This is a genomic window from Thermanaerosceptrum fracticalcis (assembly GCF_000746025.2).
Lineage (GTDB): Bacteria > Bacillota > Peptococcia > DRI-13 > DRI-13 > Thermanaerosceptrum > Thermanaerosceptrum fracticalcis.
The window spans coordinates 2,293,902-2,316,428 of record NZ_CP045798.1; the positions used below are offsets into that span (position 1 = coordinate 2,293,902).

A 22,527-nucleotide genomic window follows, 5' to 3' on the forward strand; every position below is an offset into this window, starting at 1 on the left:
TCCATAAATATTTTTTATACACAAACCTACTCATGCTCAAAAAAAGCCTTAATTTGCTCTTTTATTAATGCTGTGTCTAAAGCACTCTCAACTGACTTCCTGTTTTCTTCTCCGATGACCTCAAATATTTCTTTCCTGTAAATACTCACATTTTTAGGTGCTTTCACACCCAGTCTCACCTGGTTTGGGCTTATCTCTACTACCACAATCTCTATATTATCCCCGATCATAATGCTCTCTTCCTTTTTTCTAGTCAGAACCAGCATCTTTAATCCCTCCCCGGGTACTTTTCCGCAGCTCTTCCATGATCAAGTGCTTGGTAGCATACCGTGTATCATCTAAGATAACCTGTTTTCCCTTCCTATTCTCTATATTAATCACCAAGGGAGCCAGGAGATTGGCTGTCATTTTAGTGATATCCTCCGGAATTACCAGAATCACAAGGATATGTACATCATTATGTTTGTTTATTGCTAACTCAGCTACTGCATCCTGGGGGATATCGAATTCATAATCTTTTTTGAAGACAAAAGGATTCATTACGACAAAAGCCAGGCTTGGGTCATCAATGGACTGCAGCCACGACAAAGGCAATTTTTTATCTTCACTATCTATGAGGACAAAACGCTTCTTATCTTCAAATGCAATAATACCATGGGGAAAAGTAATCACCTTATCTCCCACTACTTCGATTTCACCAAAATGTTTGGTTTGTAGTTTCATTATTTATCTCCCCCATTGAGTTTTATTTAGGCTTTTTCATCAATTACACTAATCTGGATTTGCCCTCTTTGTCTCAAATAGATCTCTACTTTACCTGGCTGGTACTGGGTAATGGCCTTGCGCGGCTTATATTCTGTAACCGCCCCACCCAGGCGCCAGTCAATTTTAAGATATCCAGTTACTTCGATTTTAGGCCTGCTTTTGGGAATAAAATCTATGTTAAAGTCAATTACCGGCCAGGCATTTTCCTCAGCCATATCGGCAATCAGAGTTCGAAATGGTATAGGATCCTCGATACGTCCTAACCTGTCACCTTCTTCAGCACGCCTGGCAGTTCCCTCCAGGACTAACTTTCGACCTAATTGAGCATACTCATCTGATAATTCCTGGGGGCTTTTTAATCCAGCTTCGGAAAAGCACTGCCGCTGGTCTATCAGTACTTTCGGCAGTTCCTGGTCTATGATCATCTCCGCCTTGATTTGTTGTATACTCTGCTCACCCCGGGGCCGCCGGATACTCTGCACAGGCTTAATATTATTAATTCCAATTTTCGCCCAAGTAGTATGGATTTGTAACCTCATTTACTACAGCCCCCTTTCTTTTGACATAAAGCGAAGGACCTCCCGGCAGCGGAGATCCCTGACTATCATTACTTTGTATATATAACAGTTCGCAGCAATCCCTCACGAGAACCGTTAACATTAACAGTTACACGTAAATATCTCACAGTGCTAGAAATGCGGTTCACGGTTTACGGTTAACGGTTAACGCTTATGCTACCGTATAAAATCCATGAGCGTCGGCATCATCACCCGGGCACCCACAGCAAGAGCCGATCTATATACGTTCTCCTGGTTCTTCAGGTCCATGATTACCTTGGCAGGGTCAGCCCCTTCTATTTCCGACTGGAGACCAGTAAAGTTCAGTTCCTGTTCAGCAAGACGATTGGCCGTCATCTCCAAACGGTTAATTCTGGCCCCAACCTGGGCCCGGGAAGAAAGTACCTGGTTTATATTATTCTTTATTCGCTCAATATCACTACTCCCCAGAGCCACCGTATTATCACCCCGGAGATGATCATAAATATCTTTTAAAGTCTGTAACAACCGTTTGCTAGGATCACTGGCATCCTTTTGAAAAACATCATCTGCGGTCAGATTAACAGGAATTTCAATTCCCACCCCGATTTCAAATTTAATAACGTCATTATTAGCGTTTGCATTCCAAACTCCTGCATTTTTATCATACGGAGGCTCCGTGGTGTTGCTTCCACCAAAAACATAACGGTCACCATAGGCAGTGTTGGCAATAGACTCTACTTCATCTATAAGTTGCCCAACTTCATCAGCCAAGGCACTTCTATCTTCAGTAGCCAGAGATCCATTGGCCCCATAGGTAGTTAACTCATAAACACGATTTAATATTTTGCTTAAATTATTCAACGCAGATTCAGTAGTCTCCAGCCAGCTAATGGCATCTTTAACGTTTTCCTGAAACTGCTGGTTCTCCTTTATCCGTGTCTTGTAGTGCAGGCTGTCCACAATACCCGTGGGGTCATCGGAAGGCTTGTTGATTCTCCTCCCTGTAGCCAGCTGCATCTGGCTTTTTTCCATATTGCGAATGTTTATGGTTAGATTACGTTTCATGTTATTGATCAGGACATTATTGGTTACTCTCATGAATGATCACCTCTCTCCAAACGATTACCGTAAACCGTGAACCGACTATCCGACTTCCGATATTCGACTACCGACAATGCTGTGCTAGAACATGGACTAGGAAGTAATTAAACTCGTAAATCGGATATCGGATATCGGGAGGCGAAGCCGTATTCGCCAAAAAGTTCACGGTTCACGTTTATATCTACCGTCCCACCATTCCCAGCCTGTTCACAATTACCTCAAGCATTTCGTCCATGGTGTTGATAATTCTCGCAGCGGCGCTGTAAGCATGCTGGAACTTGATCATGTTGGTCATTTCTTCATCCAGGGAAACACCGGAGATGCCTTCCCGCTTGTTTTGCAGCTGGTCCACCAGTAGGGACTGGTTGTTTACCATACGTTCCGCTTCCTGGGACTGTACGCCAAGCTTACCTACTGCTGAGCGATAGAAATCGTCAAAACTGGCTACACCGCCGTTCATGGTCTTTTTGTTTTTGAGCTGGGCAATGGCCAGGGCATTTGTGTTGTCACCTTCGATAACAGGGTCGGGTAAATTATTTTTTGAGGCGGCGATTTTATTTGTATCGTTAACGATATTCTGATTAACAGCTATATTACCGGCACTAAACGTAGGATTAAGCGGGTCCTTTGTCACAAAGAATTCTTCCCCCAAATCGCCATTCAAGTCCCTGCCCTGACGATGCAGAGTGTTCACCTCTTGGGCGATACCTGCAGCTAATTCTCCTATTTTACTGATATATCCGTTTGACCCGCCGATAACTTCATCCCGCATATCGATAAAGCCCTTCAGCATACCGCTCTTTACCCGCGCCGGCCCCAAAACATTGCCGCTCATGGGATCGACCCATTCCAGTTTGGCATTGGTCGGATTAATATCATCATCGGTAAACCTTAACTCGGCAAGATAGCCGCGGGATACCAGGGTATACCCGCCTACAGACACATTGACAGCGCCGAATTCATCCTCCACCACATCCACATCCACGATCTTGGAAAGCTGTTCCACCAGTAAATCCCGCTTATCTCTCAAATCATTGGCTTTTTGCCCGGCAGCTTCCGCTTTAATGATCTGCTCATTGAGGTCACGAACCTGCCTGCCTATAGAATTTACTTCATCTGCCCTGATACTGATACTCTTATTGATATCAACCTGGAGTTCATGAAAAAGCCTGTCCATATGGTTGAAGGTGTCTACCAGAGTAATACCCCTCTGTACCACATTGGCTCTTACCGCAGAACTTTCGGGGTTCTTGGTCAACTGCTGCCAGGCCTCCCAGTACTGGTCCATCACGGAACGCAGCCCCGCTTCTTCAGAGGGCTCGTTAAAAACTACTTCAAGCTTGGAGAGAATATCGCTCCTTACTTCCCATTCCCCCAGGGCCTTGTTTTCTGTTCTAATCTGGTTATCCAGGAAGCCGTCCCGGATCCGCCGGAATTCTACAATGTCTACACCTGTGCCCACATAGCCCTGCAGCACCTTAATGGGTTGACTTGCAGACATGATTACATCCTGCCTGGTATAGCCCTGGGTGTTGGCGTTGGCGATATTGTGGCTGGTCACATCCAGAGCTCTCTGTTGCGCCTGCAATGCCTTGTAACCTATGTTTATGCCGAAAAAGGTTGACCTCATGTTATCATCTCCTGCTAAACCTCAGTTTCGTTAACCGTGATACGTTAACCGTTAACCGTTCTATTTTCCAAAGAATCAATCAAACCTTTCAGCATAGCCATAACTGTATCGGTTCACGGTTAACGATCAACGTTCTGGCTATACTTTCTTATCCAAGAGCCTGCTAATCTGGTCTGTCTTTACTTCTTTATCCGGTGTATAAGTAGGCTTGCTCTGCTGGCTGATAACTTCCATAGTAAAATTAACGAAGCGCAAAGATTGTTGAATAAGGTTGGTGTTTTCCTCGTTCAGCCTGGTCAAGTCCTGGAAGAGCCCAGTGAGTTCCTGGAATACGGATTCCAGAGGTTTTTTATGCTCGGACGGCACCTTCTCCAAAATCTCACTTAAGGGAGCATCTTCTTTCAGTCCCAACAAAGATGTGACCTGGCGCCCACATTGGTAACGCTGCTCTTCCAGTTTTCCCGCTTGAAAAATAAGGGCCTCCTCCTTCTTGGTAAGCGCATCTAAAGCTTCCAGAGAGCCCTTCACTAATACTTTTTGTTTCTCTTTCGCTAATTCCAGCAGTTCTTCGTAGAGTACCTTCTGCTGGTTAAGGAGACGGGTCAGTTCTGCCAGTACTGTGCTCATGTCAACACCGCCTTAAACGAGTTTATCGAAAATATTTTCCTCCAGAATTTTTTCGGCCACCTCTTCATGATTTACCCGGTAAGTTCCTGATTTAACCGCTTGCTTTAATTCCGCTACCTTAGCTTCATCTATTTCAGGCAATTCCTGCAGGGCCTGCCTGGCTATGGCATAATACCTGGCTTCAGAAGATAACTCCACTCCGTCATTTTTGCTTACTTTCTGCTTATCCTCTACTTTGCCCGTGGTATTCTTATTCTGGTTATAGGCTTTGATAATTCCCGGAATATGCTGATTAAATATCCGCATATTGACACACCTCACACTACTAGTTGCGAGCACCGATTACCGAGCAAACATTTTTCAGTGACCGATAACCGGTGACCAGTGACCAGTATATTCACCGGACTCTGGACACTGGGCTCTGGTCACTAAATACTCGTGACTCTTAATACTAGCCCCATCGCGGTTACGCAAAAATACACCTACCTTTTTATCGGATAGGTGTAATGTTCTTTTTAGGACTATTTAGTCCATTTATTCGCTGCTTACACGTTTTCTTTCAATATTACTCTTTCTTACATATCCTAACGTCTGTCTTTCCAGAAATCAGCGGTATGCATGCGAACTCCTGCTTTTTTCTTTTCCATCTCTTCCAGGGTTTTCTTATTTTCCTCCTGGATGCTCTTCTTTAAACCGGAGACTAATTTCTCGCTGCATTCCTTGCAGAAACGTCCTCCTGAAATAAGGGTTCCGCAGACCTCACAATTTATCTTAATATTGGTACCGGCAGTATTATTCGCTGTAATCCTGCCCTCCCGCAGGTAACGGATAATCTTGGCCTCACTTACCCCTGTACCTTCACTCACAGTGATAAGATCACAGCCGGGGTTTTGGGCAATAAACTTCCGAACCGCTTTAAATTCCTCTTCGTCCTTTTGTTGACAGGCAGGGCATAAATTTGTGCGAACATACGTAAAGACCTTGCCACATTCGGGGCAATTCCTTAACTCCATGATAGCCTTCCCCCTTCATAGCACTTTATGTCTTTATTCGCCAAAATATGTCTTCTTTCCTGCAATTATTTCCTAAATTCCCAAATTCTCTTTACTTAGGGGATTTACTATTCATATAATCCGCAATCTGCCGGCACTTCCGCCACAGTTCCAGCCTCTTCTGCATATCTTTCGCTGTCATCTTCTCAGCCATCTTAACCCTCCTAATTAAGTTGAAAAACTCTTAATTAGAGTATGGCCAAATATTTGCTAAAATATTCCATATATTGCCGGCAAATCACGTACGTGCTTTTGTTCCACCTGCCGCCCAGACAACCCCATAGATTTTACCAGCCCCTCCCTCAGCCAGTGTATGGGCACAGGCCAGGAGCGTTGAGCCTGTTGTCATAATATCATCCACCAGGAGAATATTCCGCCCTAATACCTTACTGTTATCCCGAAGCCGAAAAGCCCCCTCCATATTCTTTAATCTTTCCTGCCGCCCTAAACCCGTCTGGGGTTTGGTAAAATGTTCCCGGATCATGCTTTGTCCATCCAGGGGCAGGTGCAGAACTCTGGCCGCCTCCCGCGCCAACCACTCACTCTGGTTATAACCCCTCTCCTTATGCCGGGAGGGGTGTAACGGCACGGGTATGATTAAGTGCACTTTTCCTAAAAGACCCGATTTTTTCACCGTCTCCCCCAGCAAATACCCCAGGGGCTTAGACAATTCCTGCCTGCCCGAGTATTTCAGGTTATGAATCAATTCCCGGTAGACACCTTCGTAAGGCACTACCCCCAGTACTTTTCTTAAACTGTTATCCCATTCCAGGCAGTTGGTACAGTCGATAGCAGCATAAAAATGGCCGCAGCGCGGACATGTTGGGATAGTGTCTTTTAAGCTCAGAACCCCCTTTAGGCAGGTTGTACAAATCACGCCGTCCTGGCCCTGTATCTCATTTTGACCACAAAAAGGACACAAATTCCCTCCCGGGAAAACCAGCTCCAGGATAGCCTCCCACCAGTTCCGCCACTCCATGCCTTCACCCTCCATCATAATATCTCCTATTATCATTCTTTTCGCCACGAAAATAGCGAACCCTGCTAAAATAAATACGACTTCCGACTTCCGACATAGTGAGACTAGGTGCGTTAGCAACGTAGCGAGACTTGTGCCTGTGGTGCATTAGTGACCAGAGACCAGTGTCCAGTAACCAGTGGAGATAAAAACCGGTTACCGGTCACGGGTTACCGGTCACTGTAAAGTTCCTGCGAACTGCCAACTGTAAACTATCGAAGGTCGGATATTGGAAAGCAGATATCGTAGTCATAAACAAAGCGGCTGGTTTAAAACCAACCGCTTTGTTTATGACTAAATATTAGCTAATTGTTCGTAGAGGTAGTCGTTTAAGACTTTAATATAAGTCCCTTTCATCCCCAGTGACCTGGCATCAATAACACCGGCACTTTCCAGTTTCCGCAGGGCATTGACGATGACTGAGCGGGTAAGCTTGTACTCCTCCGCCAGTTTGCTGGCTACCAGGAAGCCCTCGCTGCCTTCGATTTCACTGAAGATGTACTTGACAGCCTCCAGCTCTGAGTAAGAAAGAACCTCCAGGGCCAGCTGGACCACTGTCTTCTTGCGAGCCTCATTCTCCATTTTCTCGTTGGCGCTCCTGAGGATTTGCATCCCGGCTACGCTGGCACCGTATTCCGCCAGAATGATCTCGGCAGGGGTGTAGGGACGGTCCTCGCGGGCGTAAACCACTGTTCCCATTCTTTCGCCGCTTCCGAATACGGGAGCCAGGATACAGTAAAAATTGGTGTCCTTTGGCATGAAATTTACCTCTGTATGGGTATAACCAAAGACCCACTGGAGATTGCTCTCGGAGACCTGTCCATTGGCTAACTCCTCAGCACTGAATAAACCGCCATGGGTTGAACTGATTTCAGTCTTACCCAAGAGCTTACCTTTCCTGCCAATTACATAAACACTGGCTTCAACTCCCCGGGATAATTCGTCAGCAATGGTGTTAAAATTGAGGGTCTGGCTTGCTGATTTTTGTAGTAATTGGTGCAGGATTCTGGTTTTTTCTAACAACAACTGCATTTCCATAAAATTGCCTCCTAATTGTAATTTTGAGCTGTTGTTAGTATTATTTCCACCATTTAGTAATATATACTTAAATTGTCATATTCAAATAATATTTTTTGCTACTCTAGTTAAGCCCTGGCCTTTTTCCTCGTAATACATCCGTTTTAACAGCATGGGCTTATACCCTCTTTCTCCCCCGGCCGTACTTTACATGTTGTGATACGTCAGGCCTGGCGGTTCTAATATGGTTTGATAGAAGTACTCCTCTAACTGGAATATAGGATTTCCAGAAAATCACCTCTTCTTAAGTTATATTTTTCTACACTGCCGGAAGGAAGCTCTAAGACCTGCCAGGACTTATGATATTTGGGACTAACCTGACCCGCCTTCATATTCTGTTCTAAACCAACAATCCGGTTATATTCGTCGAGAAATACAACATCTATAGTATAGCCCATAAGCCAGGTATGCACCTGACTACAGGGGCGCAAAAGCAAGCCTTGGCCCTCTGCTAAGGATTTGGTACCGAGAAGTCCCTTTAAGCGCTGCCAAAATGTAACGGCAAGCCTAATCCTGTTGCCTATCACTTGTCCTTCCTTAGCAATCACAATCTCCAAATTTATCTTCCCCCCAGAAACTGTTTATAGATCTGAATGGCGGCCGGACCCAGTAACACTATGAAAATACTGGGAAAAATAAAGAAGACCAGGGGAATCAGCATCTTGATAGGTGCTTTCATCGCTTTTTCCTCTACTCTTTGCCGCCTTTTTATTCGCACCTGATCAGCCTGGGTTCGCAGTATCTTGGTGATGGAGACTCCCAGTTGATCGGCCTGAATCATAGCCCCTACGAAGGTCAGGATATCGTCAACTCCCGTCCGCTTACCAAGATCCCGCAGGGCTTCGCGGCGGGATTTCCCCATCTGCAGTTCCTGCAGGGTGGTCACGAATTCCTTGGCCAGAACACCTTTGGACTTCTCGACAACCCGTAAGATGGCCGCATCAAAACCTAAACCGGCTTCCACGCTCACGGTTAAAAGGTCCAGCACATCGGGTAGTTCCTTTTGCATGGCCATTTGCCGCTGCCTGGTCCTCGTAGAGAGGTAGACTTTCCCCAGCAAATAACCGATTAACCCTAAAAGAAAAGCCATAGCAACCTGTTCTAAAAAACCTTTCCGTGTCACCCAGGCCAGACCCCAGCCCAAAAGTAACAAAACCGCGATTAATAAGAAATGTAGGGCCTGATATTCAGAGGCCTTCAGATTACCAGGGTTACCGGCAAACTGTAAAGCCTGCTGCAGCTTTTCCCGGCTGTGACCAGGGGTAAAGCGGGTAACCAGGGTAGAAAACCAGCCGATAAAAGGCCAGATCACCCGTTCAGAAAAAGGTTTGCTTAACTCGTCTTCCTCCTGCTGTTTTTGCCGGACCTGACTGGCAGTAAATTTTTTTAATCGTCTCGCCAGTTCATCCTGTTCCCGGAAGAGGGACTGGAAAAAGGCAATCACCAGCGTACAGGCAAAGAGAAAGGTTATAATCAATACTGGTAACATAAAGTCCCTGATTTCTGAAAGCTAAACATATCTGATTTATACAGAATAATCCAGATTTATTTAGCTTTCTCTCCCGCCGACTAACGAGAGGCAGTGTCACAGGATTCAACTGCTGGGCCATAAGCTTTCGCTTATGTTCCGGGTGGTTTACCCCGCAGGGTTCCCCGCCGTCAGCTTAGGCTGTCCGTCCTGCCCGGAAAGGGTGTTACCCTTGCCTCGGTAGTTAACTTATGACAGCAGCCTTTCTCTGCGTGTACTGCTGCCATAACGCAAACTTATGAGCATAGGGTTTTACCCTGCACCTAACAGTTGTTTCCGGTGAACCTGCCAGGAAACCAGGCTGTTCACCCCTTTCTTCTCTTTCTTCTTTAGCTGTTTTAGTATTGCTTTTTTGACAGCAGCCCACTGCTGCCAGTTGTTTATCTTACTAAAGCCTTCTTTTGCTTTGATAAACCTGTCTGCCAGTAATTTGGGAACTCTTTCATAGTCAAACCCCAGTCCCCTCCTGGCTATCACCAAGGCTGCTGCCTGGTGGTTTGATAATCCGTACTGGTGCTGGTATTTCAGAATTCCTATTACCGAGGTAAAGGCCGGCTTTGCTTTGAACACCGGCACCCCTTCCCGGAAAGCCCTCCGTTCTGCATCTGCCAAAAACTTTGACCAGACAAAACCGTGGCTCATACGGTTAAATTTGGTCGTTACGGACTTGTCGTGTTTGAACTTTAAGTCCTCTATCACCAGGGCACTGCCTGTTTCTTTTGCCAGAGCTACTACTTTCTTTACCGTTTCTCCAATAAGGTTATCCCTCCGGTTGCTTCTGGCATAAGTCCATTCTCCCTGTCTTAACCACTGGCTGCCCCGGTACTGCCCCAGATAGTCTGTCAGGGCCACCCCTAAGCCGTCAGGGTTGGTATCTACCCCGACAGCACCCTGGGCATGATAGGGAACCGGCATATCTTCTTCGATGGTGACATGGATATAGTACCTGCCATCCTTACGGATTATTTCCACCTGGTAGGCGGCACCTGTTTTGAGGTAATCCAAAACCATCTGCCGGTAGTTGCGACCATTGATTTTACCTGTCTTTTGGGAAGGTTTATGGGCCAGGTAAACCGGCACTGTGATCCGGTTATATCTGACAGATTTCTCCGTCTGCACCTGTTCCGCTGCTATATCAAGATAGATTTGACCATCAACTTCGTATAATCTTGTATTTAAGTTGCCGCCCTTGGTTTTGTCTCCCCGGGACAGGTAACGGTTGTTTCTGGCTTCCTGCCACTCTGCCCGGGTGATATTGCCCTTACATCTTTCCAGAAAAAGTTTCTTGCCGCCGAAAACAACTGTCGGAAAGGTCTTGCCCTCCAGGTGTTTTTGCCAGTATGACAGCTTTCTTTGTTCTTTCTCCAGCCGTTTTTGCAGGTTGGCTTTTTGCTTGGACGATTTGGCTTTAGCTATTCGCTTTTGGGTAAACTCTACTTTGGCCCGGGCATTTTCGCAGTATAACTTAACCAATTCATGCTGGCTTTTGATGGTGCTCTGGGCATCGTATACCGCATCGTTGGCCTGGCGGGAGTTGAGGTTAAACTTGACCTGCACGCCTTGGCGGATGTCCTGGACTCCTTTGCCTTCCAGTAATCTTTTAAAGCTCCACCTGACTGCTGCACAGTAACGGGCCATGAGGTTATCGAGGTAGGCTTGTTGGGTTTCGGTGAGTTCAAGAATTACTCCCATTACCGTCGTTTTCACCGGCAGCCACCTCGCTTTCAATGACAGTTATCTCTTCGCCAATTAATGCCATTATCTGTGATTCTTTATAGCGTCTATGGCCGCCGGGTGTGTGTAAAGGTTTTAATTTTCCTTCTTTTTCCCAGCGACGCAACGTATGTGGCCACACGTTTAATAGCTTTGCGACTTGGTGAGATGTTAGCAACTTTTCCATTAACACCACCTTTTATCAATACTATAAGTAGAACATATGTTTGATGTCAATGGTTTGTTGCTTTTTGTTTATTTTTATTTAATTAATCTGTAGCTGCTTCAAACCTCCTTATATGTCAATGGTGATGATTTTCTTAATGATTAAGAGCCCCATCAATTCGCTTATTACCCCTCCTGCCAGCATCACCAGACCAGCAGTAGACTGGAACAAGGGTTTGAGATAAGTAGGATTAATTAAGAAAAGAATGACAATCAAAAAGGGAGGAATGAGGCCGATGATGATTCCTGAGATTTTACCCTGGGCCGTTAGTGTCTTTATTTCACCCTGTATTCTTACTCTTTCGCGAATGGTAAAAGAGATATTATCAAGAACCTCTGCCAGGTTTCCCCCTACCTGCCTTTGGATAAGCACAGCCGTCACTACCAGGTCCAGGTCGGAACTGGCCACTCTTTTGGTAAGATTGTGCAGGGCCTGTTCCATAGGAGCCCCCAGGTTCATCTCCCGGAAAGTACGGGCAAATTCTTTGGCGATGGGGTTCGGCATCTCCCGGCTCACCAGCTCCAGGGTCTGCATAAAACTAAACCCCGCCCGCAGAGCGTTGGACATGATGGCAAGGGAGTCACCGATCTGCTGGTCGAATTTCTTTAAGCGTTTCTGCTGGGCTGTACTAATCATTAAAGGAGGCAAGATAATGCCTGCCATGTATAGTAAGAGGCTCAATGCCACCTTACGGCTAAGTATGTAAATTAAGGTCCCCGGCGCCAGGGCCGTAAACATCCAGGTTATCAAAAATTCTTCGCCGCGGAGAGGGATATCGGCTTTAATTAAGTGATACTCCAGCTGTTTGGTCATTCCCCGCCGGACAAAGATTTGGCCAGCCCTACCTAAGAGAGTCTTTAAGCTAAAACTACGTTCTTTACCTTCCTCTTCTGTTCGAGCCTTACGGGAAGTATCCGTAAACTTTTCCAGCCGTACACTTATGTTTCGTTTTCCCCTGGTGACCCGGTAATAGAACCAGAGTAAAGCTAAAAAGATGGAAACAAATGAAGTTATGCTGATTATGATAAGTCTCATCTTCAATGCTCCTACTTAGGGTGATTTGCTACAAAAATAAATCCTCGGGTACACTGACTCCCGCCACCAGGAGCTTGTCCATAAACTTAGGCCTTACCCCTGTGGCCACGAAGCGCCCCTTCAACCTTCCCCTGTCATCATAACCTTCATTCTCATAACGGAAGATATCCTGGAGGGTTATCACATCTCCCTCCATGCCCACTACCTCGGTAATATGGGTAATCTTACGGCTGCCGTCCCGCAGGCGGGCTTGCTGAACAATGAGATCAATGGCAGAGGCCATCTGTTCCCGGATAGCCCGCATGGGTAATTCCATGCCGGCCATTAAGACCATGGTTTCCAAACGGGATAGAATGTCCCGGGGTGAATTGGCATGGCCGGTAGTCAGTGATCCATCATGACCCGTATTCATGGCCTGCAGCATGTCTAAAGCCTCGCCCGAGCGAACCTCACCAATGACAATACGATCAGGGCGCATCCGTAAAGAGTTGCGGACCAGATCACGGATGGTCACGGCCCCCTTCCCCTCAATATTAGGGGGACGGCTCTCCAGGGTAATTACATGTTCCTGCCGCAACTGTAATTCAGCCGCATCCTCAATGGTTACAATCCGCTCATTTTCGGGAATAAAGGAAGATAAGACATTTAAGGTACTGGTTTTCCCGCTGCCGGTTCCCCCGGAAATAACAATGTTTAAGCGCGCTTTTACACAGGCCTCCAGAAAAGTAGCCATTTTAGGGGTTAAAGTACCAAAACGAATTAAATCATGAATGGTTAAAGGATCACGGGAAAACTTTCTAATGGTGATGGTAGGACCGGTGATGGCCAGGGGAGGGATGATGGCATTGACCCGGGAACCATCAGGCAGGCGGGCATCCACCATAGGCATCGACTCATCAATCCGGCGCCCCAGAGGGGAAACTATTTTATCAATAATGTGCAGCACATGCTCATTATTGCGGAAGGTAAAGGGCACCTTTTCCAGCTTTCCTTTGCGTTCCACAAAAATCTGGTTGGGACCGTTCACCATGATTTCAGAGATTTCAGGGTCTTTGATTAACTGTTCAATAGGTCCTAACCCAATTACTTCATCCAGTATCTCTGTAATAATTTTTTGCCGCTCCATCCTGGTAAGATGAGAAGCATCCCGGTCCACAATAACATTAACCATTTCCTCTACCTTTAGACTCAGTTCCTCCGGGGACAGAAAATGGGCTGCCTGGTCTTTTTGTTCCAGGAGTTCCGTATCCATCAACTCGATAACTTCTTTATGGACTTTTACTTTTAAGTCCCGGTAAGGATCAGCCGTCTTAAGGGCCTGGAATTTGTTCTCAACTGCTCCGGACCCTATTTTCGTACCTTTTTCTTTTTCCAGGCGCTGCAGCAGCGACATCATTCATCCCCCCGCTACTTAAAGAGTCTCACTAAAAAACTGCCTCGCCGCTGTTCCTTTAAATCTTCCTGGTAGCCCTTATCTTTAATGACCAGGTCAGCGATATTACGAATAGCCTGGCTCACCCTGGCGTTGGGGTCGGAGAGGACAAAAGGTATTCCCTTGTTGAGGGCAGAAACGCACAATTTACCGTCACTGGGGATTTGGGCGGCAATCAGGAAGTCCAAAGTCTCTTCGGCGTTACTGATTTTTATACCCATGTCTTCGGAAGCCCTGTTGAGAATTAATTTGGTCTTGCCGCGGTGATGCAAGGAATCGAGAAGTTCCAGACTTAATTTGACATTTTTAATCGTGGCCAAGTCTAAAGACAAAGCCAAGAAGACCTGGGTAGAAAGGTCCAGCGCAACAAGATTGGTTTCATTAAACAAGGGCGGTGTATCAATCACAACATAATCATAGTGCTGTTTCAAAATGCTAATCACTTTTTCCATCTGGACCGGTGCGATTAACTCCGCATATTCAGGCCTCCCCGGGGCAGGCAGAATTTTAATCCCCGATAAATGGGGAATCATATAGGACTCCACCAATTCAATATCCAGGTTATTTCCTTCCTGGGCCAGTTCCGCCATGGTCCTTTTGGGCAGGAGATTGAGAAAAACGGAAACATCCCCAAACTGCAGGTCTAAATCTACAATCACCACTTTTTTCTTGGTATTAGCCAGGAGAACAGCCAGGTTCACGGCAATGGTGGTTTTACCCACCCCGCCCTTGGTGCCGAAGATGGTAACCACCTGGGGCTTTACTTTACTGAGTTTATTTTCCTTCCCTGGAGCAACCCTCTTAGTCTCTAATTGATAAGCCCGCTTAATAGTATCCATGAGTTCATCGCCGCTAAAGGGCTTGACCAGGTAATCACGGGCTCCGGCCATCATAGCCTTTCTCAGGTATTCCGGTTCCCCCTGGACGCTTAAGAATATTACCGCACAGCCCGGGTATTCCAGGGAAATTCGTTCTGTGGCCGCAATACCGTCCAGTTTGGGCATGTTCACATCCATTAACACTACATCAGGATTTAAAGCCTGCACTTTCTGTAAAGCCTCTAAGCCATCCCGGGCCTCGCCTATAACGGCAACTTCCCTGTCAAAAGAGAGGATACGGCGTACGTTATCTCTGGTTTCATCAGTATCATCCACAAGCAGGACACGAATCGGTTCCATAATCTCACTTCCTTACTGCAGGAAATTAGCGGCTCTATACGGCGTAGTATTCACCACACCCGTATCTACCGGCGAACGAAGCATGAGCCGGATAGTACCCTTTTGGCTGGCCAGGACCAGAGGACGGGATTGTTCCACCGTTACGGCGACGGTAACCGTCTTGTTCTCCACTGTAGACTTACCGTCGCCTTTATCATCTAAGGTCCTGCCCACAGCCAAAACCTGGAGGTCCTGGAGTACCACCAGGGAATGAGGGGTTTCTTTTAAACCCGAAGGGTCGGGTATATTAACAGTAGCCACCACGTCAACATGGTCACCCGGCTTAATCAGTCCCGCAATCCCACTTACTTCATCGACAGCCAGAGTTAACGCCCTCTTGCCAACGGGTACTATATAAGCCAAGCCGTTCTTCATATCACTCTGTTTGGCAATCTTCTTTTTCAAAACCTGTTCACCCTGGGTAAGGGGTGCAAGGGTGATACTACCTGTCACCTCTTCCTTTTTCCGGGCAGCCTGGGGGTGAATATAGTCAACAGGCATTTTTTTTATCTCCAGCATTTCAGCGGTGAGAAGGGTTTTCCCCGTGACATCCCCGGCCGCTACTACCACCTCACCGTACTGCATATTTGTCATACTTTGTTCCACTTTAGTCAGGTAATCATAAATAAGATAACTGGTGAGCAGACCAAAAACTATAGAAAGTATAATGATCACCTTGTTTTTCAAGGATTGTTCCCTCCGCCCCTACAAGTATTGTTAGAGTATTTTATTGAATAAGCCTTGGTGCATAAATCCCGTTATCCGGCCCTGTAGGAGAACTGGCACCGGAAATGGTATGATAAAGAAACTGTCCCGTAATATAGTTTTCATTCCCCATCCCGGCCACTGCCTCCACTAAAAAGGCGGCAAAGCCCATGACCTGGACTTGTTTGCTGTTATAAGGTTTGATCATGGGAACCAAAAGAATCTTTGGACAATCTTTTTCGTAATGGTCGGGTGTACAGGCAGGAGTATGCTTACATCGATCAATTCTGTACTGCACCCCGGATTGGGTTTTTCCTGAAATATTACCGGTTTGGATGTTCAGCAAGTCTCCTACTTTTACTTCCTGGTCAAAACCATACATTAAATCCTCCTCGTAGAGTTTAGCCCCAGGACCTTGTAAGGCCAGGATCCCAAGCCATCCCGAATGGTATTCCCCACCAGGTTCAGACCCTGCGGCATACTTTAAGATATACGTCTCACCGAAAATCAGGACCTGCTCCTCTATACCCAGGGGTACTATTCCCTTAACCCCCGTCAAAGGCTCTAGTTTAACCCGGGCCTGGGCTTGAGCTAAAGTACTGTTATGCCCCATAACCCGGGCAAAAAGCAAGTTAGTAGTGCGCTGGGCTGTCACTTTGATCTCCCGTCTGTCTTCCGTAACCTCCACCACAATATCCGGTACATTGTTTTTAACCCCGTATTCCTCCGCTAACAGTTCAGCCCGTGTTTTATCGTCCGGTAAAGCCTGCACCCCGGCCAGGGCGGCCGCATCAGCGGCATTGGCTACCTGAATCCTGTTAAGAAAAATGATGCCTACATCGGTGACAAGGGCCACGGAAGATAAGAGGACTGTTAAAGCTAAAGCTATAAGGACAAGTGCCGAACCCCTTTCCTCCCCTATCATCTTTCTAAATAGTTGGGATAACCTCAAGGCATTTCTTTTCATGGTGACCCTCCTACTCTACCCGCATGACGCTAATACCTTCTACAGTTACGGTCTCGCCAGTGAAGACTGAGATGAAAGGCGCAAAGACTACCACCGGATAACGGACCCTTACCCTTACCTCCCCGCCCCTCTTCCGGTCGGTTTCTGTGGGTGTAACGGTAACTGAGAGCTGGGAAGTGTCAAGAGTAACAGCCGTATTCTGGACCCGTGTGACAATGGCACTATCGAGAGCCCCTACAGCGCCCAAACGGGCTCCCTCCCTGGCCCCGTGGTTTACCACCAGACCAGCGCTAAAGATGCGGCCGAATTCGATAATGCCAAACACTAAGAGCAATAAAAGCGGGAGAATAAGAGCCATCTCTACAAGAGCCTGGCCTTTTTCTTTCTGTGCAATCTTTTTCCACATTTTAAATCACCCAGTAAGTCGTAATCGTACCTAAAACAATGGCAACCCCATAGGGGAAAATGATACTGTTTCCGTCGTCTTCCTCAAGGCGTGGCAAATTCCAGACGGTCAAACGGGAATAAACCAATACTTTGAACCCCATCCCTATACGTCTGAGGGTTTGAGCCAATCGCCCCCTGTAGAGAAGTATGAATACTGAAAGCAAGCCCCCTGCCAGAACTGTCATGAGAAAACTACTAAATACAAAATAGGGTCCTTTCAGCGCTCCTATGACACCTAGGAGTTTTACATCCCCCGCACCGATTCCCCCTGCAAGAAAAGGAAGAATAAAGAGAGCTATACCTAATCCTAAACCCTGAAGCCAGGTGAAACCTCCCTGCAATCCTTCCTGCCAGAGGTGTAAAACAAGGGATAAAACTGCAACAGGCAGCAGCACCATATTGGGTATCCTGTGATACCTTAAATCCGTATAAGCACAGATAATTAATACCAGGAAAAGAAGAGTATCAAGCCAAATCACAGGAAAGCCTCCCTTTTCTACGGTCTCCCGGGACAAAGGGGCCCTACCTAAGGGGACTTAAGTAGGGCCGTCGGGGTTATAACACCAAATAGAAATTAGGGACTTGTCCCGCCGCCGGTAGAAGTTCCCAATTTACTGTTTACATCTTTAAACAGGGTATCTAATCCACCACCTAGCATTGATAGCCCCGCAACTACTACCAAAGCAACTAAAGCGAGGATTAACCCGTATTCGGCCATACCTTGACCTTTTTCTTCCACAAGAAGGCGCTTTACCATTGCTAACATAAGAAACACTCCTTTCTTAATTTCTTGGTTATTTAATGGGGATATATCACCATCTTGTCTTTATTGTACAAGCTGGCTTGTCTCCTGCCATCCGGCCATAAGCTCATTTTTTTCAGAATTTTCTCCTATCTCTAAGCCGTATTATGTCCTAAATTGTATACAGGGCTCAAGTCTGAGACTTGAGCCCTGTCACCTAGGCTTTTGATATTACTTTTGACTTATTATTGTCCGTCTTATAGTGCCGCAAAAATCCCTTAACCTCTTTAAGCGCTGTCCTGTAAGAGGACTGGGGTCCCAGCAGCAAATAATATACACCGGCCCTATCATTCCCCAGCCCGTACTTTTTCCCTTCCGGTACACCATAAGCCTGGTGTACGATGAAGTCAAGCTCCTGCTCCAGGCGTTTTAAAATCTCGATGGTTTCATCCTGGGAAAAATCATCAATAATAACAACCGGTCCGGGAAAACCCCTTCGTCTTATGCCTTTCACCAGCAGCCGCAGGATGCCTTCGATGGTGTCTGCCTGATTGTTGACCACAATATACAATACAGGCAAAAATCGCTCTTTTTTTGTCTTTATGATCAGATACGTACCATAAAAAAGCAGGCCCACTGTAAAGAGGCCCAGCAGCCATAATCCCATAATGCTTCTCCCCATTACAGTTGTTAGTTGTTAGTTGATAGTTGGTAGTAAAACTTCTAACGGGTAACTAAACAGCCAACTTAAATATATGCAAGGGGGAGAGATTAATTTACATGAGATATCCTATGAATTTAAATCAACAAGACGGTGTTTGATGGCAAAGAGTACAGCCTGAGTTCTGTCCTCCACCTGAAGTTTACGGAATATATTGGTAACATGGTTTTTTACAGTCTTCTCGCTGATAGTCAGACTCCGGGCGATTTCTTTATTGCTGCACCCTTGGGACATCAGCTGGAGTACATCCATCTCCCTGTCAGTAAGGGTTTCCCACTCCTCTTTTTCTTTACGGCGTTTACTGAGGCGATTTAACTCGCCAAAAAGTTTATTGGTAATGCCAGGATCGATTACGGACGGGCCTTTGGCTACGGTTTTAATGGTCTCCAACAGTTTGGCGGGTGCAATATCCTTCAATACGTAGCCCGATACCCCTGCCCGCACTAACTCCAAGACATACTCCTCCTCTTCATGGATGGTCAAGGCAATAATGCCGGTAGAGGGAATTTCCCGTTTGATTACCCGTGTTGCCTCAATACCGTTAGTTCCGGGCATATTGATATCCATCAACACAACATCAGGTCTCAGCCTGCGGGCCAAATTAATAGCTCCCTGTCCATCCCCCGCTTCGTCTATGACCTCAATCTCATCGTCCAGGGTCAAAACTTTTCTTAGTCCCTCTCTCACCAGGGGATGATCGTCAACGATAATCACTCTGATTTTTTCCTGCATCTTTACCTCTCTCCTTCTAAATCCAAGGGAAGAATGACCAGAAGTTCTGTGCCTTCTCCCGGTTTAGATTTAATACTAAGCTCTCCACCTAGAATATCTAATCTTTCCTTCATACCCAGGATACCATAACTTCCGGGTCTTGGCTCCTTAAGATAAGCCTCATAATCAAAACCTATGCCGTCATCCTTAATAATTACGGCAATCCGGTGGGGACCCATATCTAAGAAAACATGGATATTACGAGCCCTGGCATGCTTAATCGTATTTTGTACGGCTTCCTGTATAATACGGAAAATCGCAACCTCCTGGGTAGCGCCAATACGCCGGGGCTGTCCTGTACAAATAACCTGCACGGAAATATCATGATTTTCCTTGAGTTTTTCCATATAACGAGAGAGGGCGGGCGCTAAACCCAAATCATCCAGGGCCATGGGCCTCAAGTCAAAGATAATCCGCCGTACATCCTGCAGGCTGTTTTTTACGGCCTGCCGCAGTTCCCGCAGTTCCTTACGGGCTGCCGCCTGATCAATATCCATGAGCTTTTCGCAGACCTCAGTACGTAATACAACATTGGCCATAGACTGAGCCGGACCATCGTGGATTTCTCGAGCCACACGCTTTCTTTCTTCTTCCTGGGCCTGAATAATCTTGGGCGCCAGCTGCTGTTTTTGCTGGAAAACTTCCAACTGGTCATTAATACTTTTAAGATTACCGCCTAAATAATCGAGGACTACACCGACTTGGGTAATTAGAGATTCGGCCTTTTCTACTGTCACCTGGAGTTTACGCAAACTCCTTTCCAGCTCATTACGCCGGATTCTTAGTTGGAATTCCCTTTCCCGTAAAGTACCTAGTTCCATTTGTAGTTCACGGGCTTTCTCATAAGCAACGCGTATATCATCTTCCGTATATCTCTTAAAATTACGGCTAACCTCCATCAGGCGGATACGGGCCGCTTTCTCCAGTTTCTCTAAACTATCAACTCTCTCAATAGTAGCCATGACTTGCCGCTGGACCTCCAGCATCTCTCTTTTAACCCTTTCACTTTCGGTCCGGGCATTTTCGGCAATATCGTAAATCTGGTTTTTATTATTCTCGATAACCGTCATGGTTTCGTTAATAATCTTGTCTAAACTGGCAATACTCATATATCCCCCACACCTATTATATTTATTTTATTAATTCTAGTAATACCTGTATATCTCCTGCAAAGCAGGAGAGAATATCCGAAAAGAGGATCTTTTGATGAAGGTGATAGTTGATGCAAGAAACAAATTGTTGTGCTCGTTGTGGTCAGCCTTTAAACCTAATTGATGAGGCCTGGGCTGAAGACAAGGTCGCTACCTGGCGGAACCTGGGTGAGTATTGTCCCAGCTGTTATTTAGACCTCGTAGAACGGCAAAGGGAGCATTTGTATTAACTTCGACTTCCCGATTACCGATTTCCGACGTCCGCTATGTAACACCATATTATTATAAAATGTGAAAGGTAATTTGTATTTGCGACGGTACTAATGAAAAACCCTTGCTTAGCAAGGGCTGAGAACCACAAAAATTTTTATACTTTCCTATACGTTTAAAAAATCCAGGAAAATTTTCCTGGATTTTTTGAATTCTATTGGGATTTCGGATAACGGATGTCAAACGTGGCTTAAATTTAAATATTCTATTTGGAATTCGGATAGCGGATGTCGGATATCGTTTTACTTAAGTTTACGCCGGGTAGACCTTGGCTCCCATGTTGGCTTCATTTTCCTGGGCCATATTAAAATCCACATTGCATTTGGCAGCATAGCGTTCTTCTAAAAACTTTTTCGCTACCTGGGGAAAGAGCACATAAGACAGAACATCTTCCTCTTTCTGCAGGTAAATCCCAATTTCTTTCCGGGCCTGTTCCAACTGGGGTTCGATATGGTCTGCAGGTCTGCCCGTGATGGGTTTCTCCTCACCGATAATCTGTTTCCTGATTTCCTCGTTAACAGGACCGGGAGTAGCACCATAAAGCCCCTTCATATAAGCACGAACCTCGTTAGTAACCATTTTATAACGGCCCATGAGGACATTGAGCACGGCCTGGGCCCCCACAATCTGACTGGTGGGAGTAACCAGGGGAGGATAACCCATATCTTCTCTAACCCGGGGAAGTTCCGCCAGCACCTCGGGCAGCCGGTGTAAAGCATTCTGCTGCTGCAGCTGGGAAATGAAGTTAGACAGCATACCACCGGGAATCTGATAAATCAAGACGTTAGTATCTACACCGCCGGTATAAACGTCAAACTCTTTGTATTTCTTACGGATCTCCTTAAAGTATTCGGCAATCTCAGACAAAGCTACCAGGTTAAGTCCTGTATCATAAGGTGTATCGGCAAAAGTGGCTACCATGGTCTCTGTAGCCGGCTGCGATGTACCTAAAGCCAGAGTGGAGATGGCTGTATCTATGACATCAGCACCGGCTTCTACGGCTTTCATATACATCATGGCTGCCATCCCGCTGGTATAGTGGGTATGCATCTGGACGGGCAGGTCAAACTTCTTCTTTAAGGCGCTGACCAGTTCAAAGGCGGCATAGGGCTGGAGAATTCCAGCCATGTCTTTAATACAGAAAGAGTCCGCCCCCAAATCCACGAGGTCTTGCGCCATCTTCAAGAAATACTCCATGTTGTGTACAGGACTGGTCGTATAGCAGATCGTAGCCTGGACATGGGCTCCTTCTTTTTTGGCCACTTCCATGGCTTTAGCCAGGTTGCGCACATCGTTCATAGCATCGAAAATCCGGAAGATATCCATGCCATGGGCTGCAGCTTTTTTGACGAATTCTTCCACTACATCATCGGCATAATGTTTATAACCCACAAGATTTTGTCCGCGAAGCAGCATTTGGATTTTTGTCTTTTTTAATGCTTTTCTGATTTTATCCAGGCGTTCCCAGGGGTCTTCATTTAAAAATCTCATACAGGTATCAAAAGTAGCCCCACCCCAGACTTCCATGGAATAAAAACCAATCTCATCCATTTTCTCCGCAATTGGAAGCATGTGTTCTGTTTTCATACGGGTGGCCAGGAGTGACTGGTGTCCATCCCGCAAGGTTGTGTCAGTTATACCGACACGATGCTTTTTCTCTGCCATGTGCCTACCCCCATTATTATAAATATATTTATTTAACGAGAACCCATCTCGCTTTGTAGCACTCTAAACATAAAAATTACTATATATATTAACACTAGTCTCCTGAAATTAATAGAAATCTTGCTAAT

The 22,527-nt window shown here is 46.1% G+C and carries 27 protein-coding genes; 1 reads left to right on the plus strand and 26 read right to left on the minus strand.

The genetic code is table 11. The features are described from left to right. Positions 1 to 26: 26 nt before the first annotated feature. The 25 genes from csrA to BR63_RS11825 all read right to left on the minus strand — a co-directional run bounded on the left by csrA (position 27) and on the right by BR63_RS11825 (position 20,422). Positions 27 to 266, minus strand: coding sequence for a carbon storage regulator CsrA (csrA, locus tag BR63_RS11705; RefSeq protein WP_034420350.1), 240 nt, complete (start codon positions 264 to 266; stop codon positions 27 to 29). Next, positions 250 to 723, minus strand: coding sequence for a flagellar assembly protein FliW (fliW, locus tag BR63_RS11710; protein WP_034420351.1), 474 nt, complete (start codon positions 721 to 723; stop codon positions 250 to 252). Before fliW ends, csrA begins: the two co-directional genes overlap by 17 nt. A 26-nt stretch (positions 724 to 749) precedes the next feature. Beyond that, on the minus strand, positions 750 to 1,304 hold the full coding sequence (locus BR63_RS11715; protein WP_034420352.1) for a DUF6470 family protein: 555 nt from the start codon (positions 1,302 to 1,304) through the stop codon (positions 750 to 752). A 195-nt stretch (positions 1,305 to 1,499) separates the two neighbouring features. Next, positions 1,500 to 2,402: a flagellar hook-associated protein FlgL gene (gene flgL, locus BR63_RS11720; RefSeq protein ID WP_034420353.1), complete on the minus strand. Its 903-nt coding sequence runs from the start codon at positions 2,400 to 2,402 to the stop codon at positions 1,500 to 1,502. Between the two features lie 184 nt (positions 2,403 to 2,586). Further along, positions 2,587 to 4,035 carry a flagellar hook-associated protein FlgK gene (gene flgK, locus BR63_RS11725; RefSeq protein ID WP_034420354.1) on the minus strand — a complete coding sequence of 483 codons (1,449 nt, stop codon included), beginning with the start codon at positions 4,033 to 4,035 and terminating at the stop codon, positions 2,587 to 2,589. Between the two features lie 138 nt (positions 4,036 to 4,173). Next, on the minus strand, positions 4,174 to 4,662 hold the full coding sequence (locus BR63_RS11730; RefSeq protein ID WP_034420355.1) for a flagellar protein FlgN: 489 nt from the start codon (positions 4,660 to 4,662) through the stop codon (positions 4,174 to 4,176). A 12-nt stretch (positions 4,663 to 4,674) separates the two neighbouring features. Beyond that, the gene (gene flgM, locus BR63_RS11735; protein WP_034420356.1) at positions 4,675 to 4,968 is read right to left on the minus strand and encodes a flagellar biosynthesis anti-sigma factor FlgM; all 294 of its coding nucleotides are present in this window, start codon (positions 4,966 to 4,968) and stop codon (positions 4,675 to 4,677) included. Between the two features lie 278 nt (positions 4,969 to 5,246). Then, positions 5,247 to 5,675: a hypothetical protein gene (locus BR63_RS11740; RefSeq protein WP_034420357.1), complete on the minus strand. Its 429-nt coding sequence runs from the start codon at positions 5,673 to 5,675 to the stop codon at positions 5,247 to 5,249. 277 nt (positions 5,676 to 5,952) lie between these two features. Next, a complete protein-coding gene (locus BR63_RS11745) occupies positions 5,953 to 6,711 on the minus strand; it encodes a ComF family protein (RefSeq protein ID WP_161781851.1) in 759 nt (252 codons plus the stop codon). A gap of 315 nt (positions 6,712 to 7,026) precedes the next feature. After that, positions 7,027 to 7,770: a GTP-sensing pleiotropic transcriptional regulator CodY gene (gene codY, locus BR63_RS11750; RefSeq protein ID WP_081908022.1), complete on the minus strand. Its 744-nt coding sequence runs from the start codon at positions 7,768 to 7,770 to the stop codon at positions 7,027 to 7,029. Positions 7,771 to 8,015: 245 nt separating this feature from the next. Beyond that, a complete protein-coding gene (locus BR63_RS11755) occupies positions 8,016 to 8,357 on the minus strand; it encodes a DUF192 domain-containing protein (protein ID WP_243270119.1) in 342 nt (113 codons plus the stop codon). 11 nt (positions 8,358 to 8,368) lie between these two features. Continuing rightward, entirely contained in the window at positions 8,369 to 9,298 is a 930-nt protein-coding gene (locus BR63_RS11760) for a type II secretion system F family protein (protein WP_034420359.1), read from the minus strand. Between the two features lie 291 nt (positions 9,299 to 9,589). After that, the gene (locus BR63_RS11765; protein WP_187142680.1) at positions 9,590 to 11,044 is read right to left on the minus strand and encodes an IS200/IS605 family accessory protein TnpB-related protein; all 1,455 of its coding nucleotides are present in this window, start codon (positions 11,042 to 11,044) and stop codon (positions 9,590 to 9,592) included. Continuing rightward, positions 11,013 to 11,237, minus strand: coding sequence for a MerR family DNA-binding transcriptional regulator (locus tag BR63_RS11770; protein WP_034420361.1), 225 nt, complete (start codon positions 11,235 to 11,237; stop codon positions 11,013 to 11,015). Before BR63_RS11770 ends, BR63_RS11765 begins: the two co-directional genes overlap by 32 nt. A 108-nt stretch (positions 11,238 to 11,345) precedes the next feature. After that, entirely contained in the window at positions 11,346 to 12,311 is a 966-nt protein-coding gene (locus BR63_RS11775; RefSeq protein WP_034420362.1) for a type II secretion system F family protein, read from the minus strand. A 28-nt stretch (positions 12,312 to 12,339) separates the two neighbouring features. Continuing rightward, positions 12,340 to 13,704: a TadA family conjugal transfer-associated ATPase gene (locus BR63_RS11780; RefSeq protein WP_034420363.1), complete on the minus strand. Its 1,365-nt coding sequence runs from the start codon at positions 13,702 to 13,704 to the stop codon at positions 12,340 to 12,342. A gap of 14 nt (positions 13,705 to 13,718) precedes the next feature. Beyond that, entirely contained in the window at positions 13,719 to 14,921 is a 1,203-nt protein-coding gene (locus BR63_RS11785; protein ID WP_034420364.1) for a CpaE/TadZ family protein, read from the minus strand. Positions 14,922 to 14,933: 12 nt separating this feature from the next. Beyond that, complete coding sequence (gene cpaB, locus BR63_RS11790) at positions 14,934 to 15,647, minus strand: Flp pilus assembly protein CpaB (protein WP_034420365.1); 714 nt, start codon at positions 15,645 to 15,647, stop codon at positions 14,934 to 14,936. 40 nt (positions 15,648 to 15,687) lie between these two features. Beyond that, positions 15,688 to 16,632, minus strand: a complete 945-nt coding sequence (locus BR63_RS11795; protein ID WP_034420366.1) for a pilus assembly protein TadG-related protein — start codon at positions 16,630 to 16,632, stop codon at positions 15,688 to 15,690. 10 nt (positions 16,633 to 16,642) lie between these two features. Next, entirely contained in the window at positions 16,643 to 17,038 is a 396-nt protein-coding gene (locus tag BR63_RS11800; RefSeq protein WP_034420367.1) for a TadE/TadG family type IV pilus assembly protein, read from the minus strand. 1 nt (position 17,039) lies between these two features. Next, entirely contained in the window at positions 17,040 to 17,558 is a 519-nt protein-coding gene (locus tag BR63_RS11805; protein ID WP_161781852.1) for an A24 family peptidase, read from the minus strand. A 95-nt stretch (positions 17,559 to 17,653) separates the two neighbouring features. Then, positions 17,654 to 17,845, minus strand: a complete 192-nt coding sequence (locus tag BR63_RS11810) for a Flp family type IVb pilin (protein ID WP_034420368.1) — start codon at positions 17,843 to 17,845, stop codon at positions 17,654 to 17,656. Positions 17,846 to 18,038: 193 nt separating this feature from the next. Beyond that, positions 18,039 to 18,488 carry a glycosyltransferase family 2 protein gene (locus tag BR63_RS11815; RefSeq protein WP_034420369.1) on the minus strand — a complete coding sequence of 150 codons (450 nt, stop codon included), beginning with the start codon at positions 18,486 to 18,488 and terminating at the stop codon, positions 18,039 to 18,041. Between the two features lie 123 nt (positions 18,489 to 18,611). After that, the gene (locus tag BR63_RS11820; protein ID WP_034420370.1) at positions 18,612 to 19,274 is read right to left on the minus strand and encodes a response regulator; all 663 of its coding nucleotides are present in this window, start codon (positions 19,272 to 19,274) and stop codon (positions 18,612 to 18,614) included. 2 nt (positions 19,275 to 19,276) lie between these two features. Further along, complete coding sequence (locus BR63_RS11825; protein WP_034420371.1) at positions 19,277 to 20,422, minus strand: sensor histidine kinase; 1,146 nt, start codon at positions 20,420 to 20,422, stop codon at positions 19,277 to 19,279. A 113-nt stretch (positions 20,423 to 20,535) separates the two neighbouring features. Between BR63_RS11825 and BR63_RS11830 the strand changes: the two genes are divergently transcribed. After that, the gene (locus BR63_RS11830) at positions 20,536 to 20,694 is read left to right on the plus strand and encodes a hypothetical protein (protein WP_153802009.1); all 159 of its coding nucleotides are present in this window, start codon (positions 20,536 to 20,538) and stop codon (positions 20,692 to 20,694) included. Between the two features lie 292 nt (positions 20,695 to 20,986). Here BR63_RS11830 and BR63_RS11835 read toward each other — a convergent pair whose 3' ends face one another. Then, complete coding sequence (locus BR63_RS11835) at positions 20,987 to 22,399, minus strand: pyruvate carboxylase subunit B (protein WP_034420372.1); 1,413 nt, start codon at positions 22,397 to 22,399, stop codon at positions 20,987 to 20,989. Positions 22,400 to 22,527: the final 128 nt, after the last annotated feature.

Coding starts and splice junctions, on each gene's coding strand:
- csrA (WP_034420350.1), bottom strand. CDS start 266: ATGCTGGTTCTGACTAGAAAAAAGGAAGAGAGCATTATGATCGGGGAT.
- fliW (WP_034420351.1), bottom strand. CDS start 723: ATGAAACTACAAACCAAACATTTTGGTGAAATCGAAGTAGTGGGAGAT.
- BR63_RS11715 (WP_034420352.1), bottom strand. CDS start 1,304: ATGAGGTTACAAATCCATACTACTTGGGCGAAAATTGGAATTAATAAT.
- flgL (WP_034420353.1), bottom strand. CDS start 2,402: ATGAGAGTAACCAATAATGTCCTGATCAATAACATGAAACGTAATCTA.
- flgK (WP_034420354.1), bottom strand. CDS start 4,035: ATGAGGTCAACCTTTTTCGGCATAAACATAGGTTACAAGGCATTGCAG.
- BR63_RS11730 (WP_034420355.1), bottom strand. CDS start 4,662: ATGAGCACAGTACTGGCAGAACTGACCCGTCTCCTTAACCAGCAGAAG.
- flgM (WP_034420356.1), bottom strand. CDS start 4,968: ATGCGGATATTTAATCAGCATATTCCGGGAATTATCAAAGCCTATAAC.
- BR63_RS11740 (WP_034420357.1), bottom strand. CDS start 5,675: ATGGAGTTAAGGAATTGCCCCGAATGTGGCAAGGTCTTTACGTATGTT.
- BR63_RS11745 (WP_161781851.1), bottom strand. CDS start 6,711: ATGATGGAGGGTGAAGGCATGGAGTGGCGGAACTGGTGGGAGGCTATC.
- codY (WP_081908022.1), bottom strand. CDS start 7,770: ATGGAAATGCAGTTGTTGTTAGAAAAAACCAGAATCCTGCACCAATTA.
- BR63_RS11760 (WP_034420359.1), bottom strand. CDS start 9,298: ATGTTACCAGTATTGATTATAACCTTTCTCTTTGCCTGTACGCTGGTG.
- BR63_RS11770 (WP_034420361.1), bottom strand. CDS start 11,237: ATGGAAAAGTTGCTAACATCTCACCAAGTCGCAAAGCTATTAAACGTG.
- BR63_RS11775 (WP_034420362.1), bottom strand. CDS start 12,311: ATGAGACTTATCATAATCAGCATAACTTCATTTGTTTCCATCTTTTTA.
- BR63_RS11780 (WP_034420363.1), bottom strand. CDS start 13,704: ATGTCGCTGCTGCAGCGCCTGGAAAAAGAAAAAGGTACGAAAATAGGG.
- BR63_RS11785 (WP_034420364.1), bottom strand. CDS start 14,921: ATGGAACCGATTCGTGTCCTGCTTGTGGATGATACTGATGAAACCAGA.
- BR63_RS11795 (WP_034420366.1), bottom strand. CDS start 16,632: ATGAAAAGAAATGCCTTGAGGTTATCCCAACTATTTAGAAAGATGATA.
- BR63_RS11800 (WP_034420367.1), bottom strand. CDS start 17,038: ATGTGGAAAAAGATTGCACAGAAAGAAAAAGGCCAGGCTCTTGTAGAG.
- BR63_RS11810 (WP_034420368.1), bottom strand. CDS start 17,845: ATGTTAGCAATGGTAAAGCGCCTTCTTGTGGAAGAAAAAGGTCAAGGT.
- BR63_RS11815 (WP_034420369.1), bottom strand. CDS start 18,488: ATGGGATTATGGCTGCTGGGCCTCTTTACAGTGGGCCTGCTTTTTTAT.
- BR63_RS11820 (WP_034420370.1), bottom strand. CDS start 19,274: ATGCAGGAAAAAATCAGAGTGATTATCGTTGACGATCATCCCCTGGTG.
- BR63_RS11825 (WP_034420371.1), bottom strand. CDS start 20,422: ATGAGTATTGCCAGTTTAGACAAGATTATTAACGAAACCATGACGGTT.
- BR63_RS11830 (WP_153802009.1), top strand. CDS start 20,536: ATGCAAGAAACAAATTGTTGTGCTCGTTGTGGTCAGCCTTTAAACCTA.
- BR63_RS11835 (WP_034420372.1), bottom strand. CDS start 22,399: ATGGCAGAGAAAAAGCATCGTGTCGGTATAACTGACACAACCTTGCGG.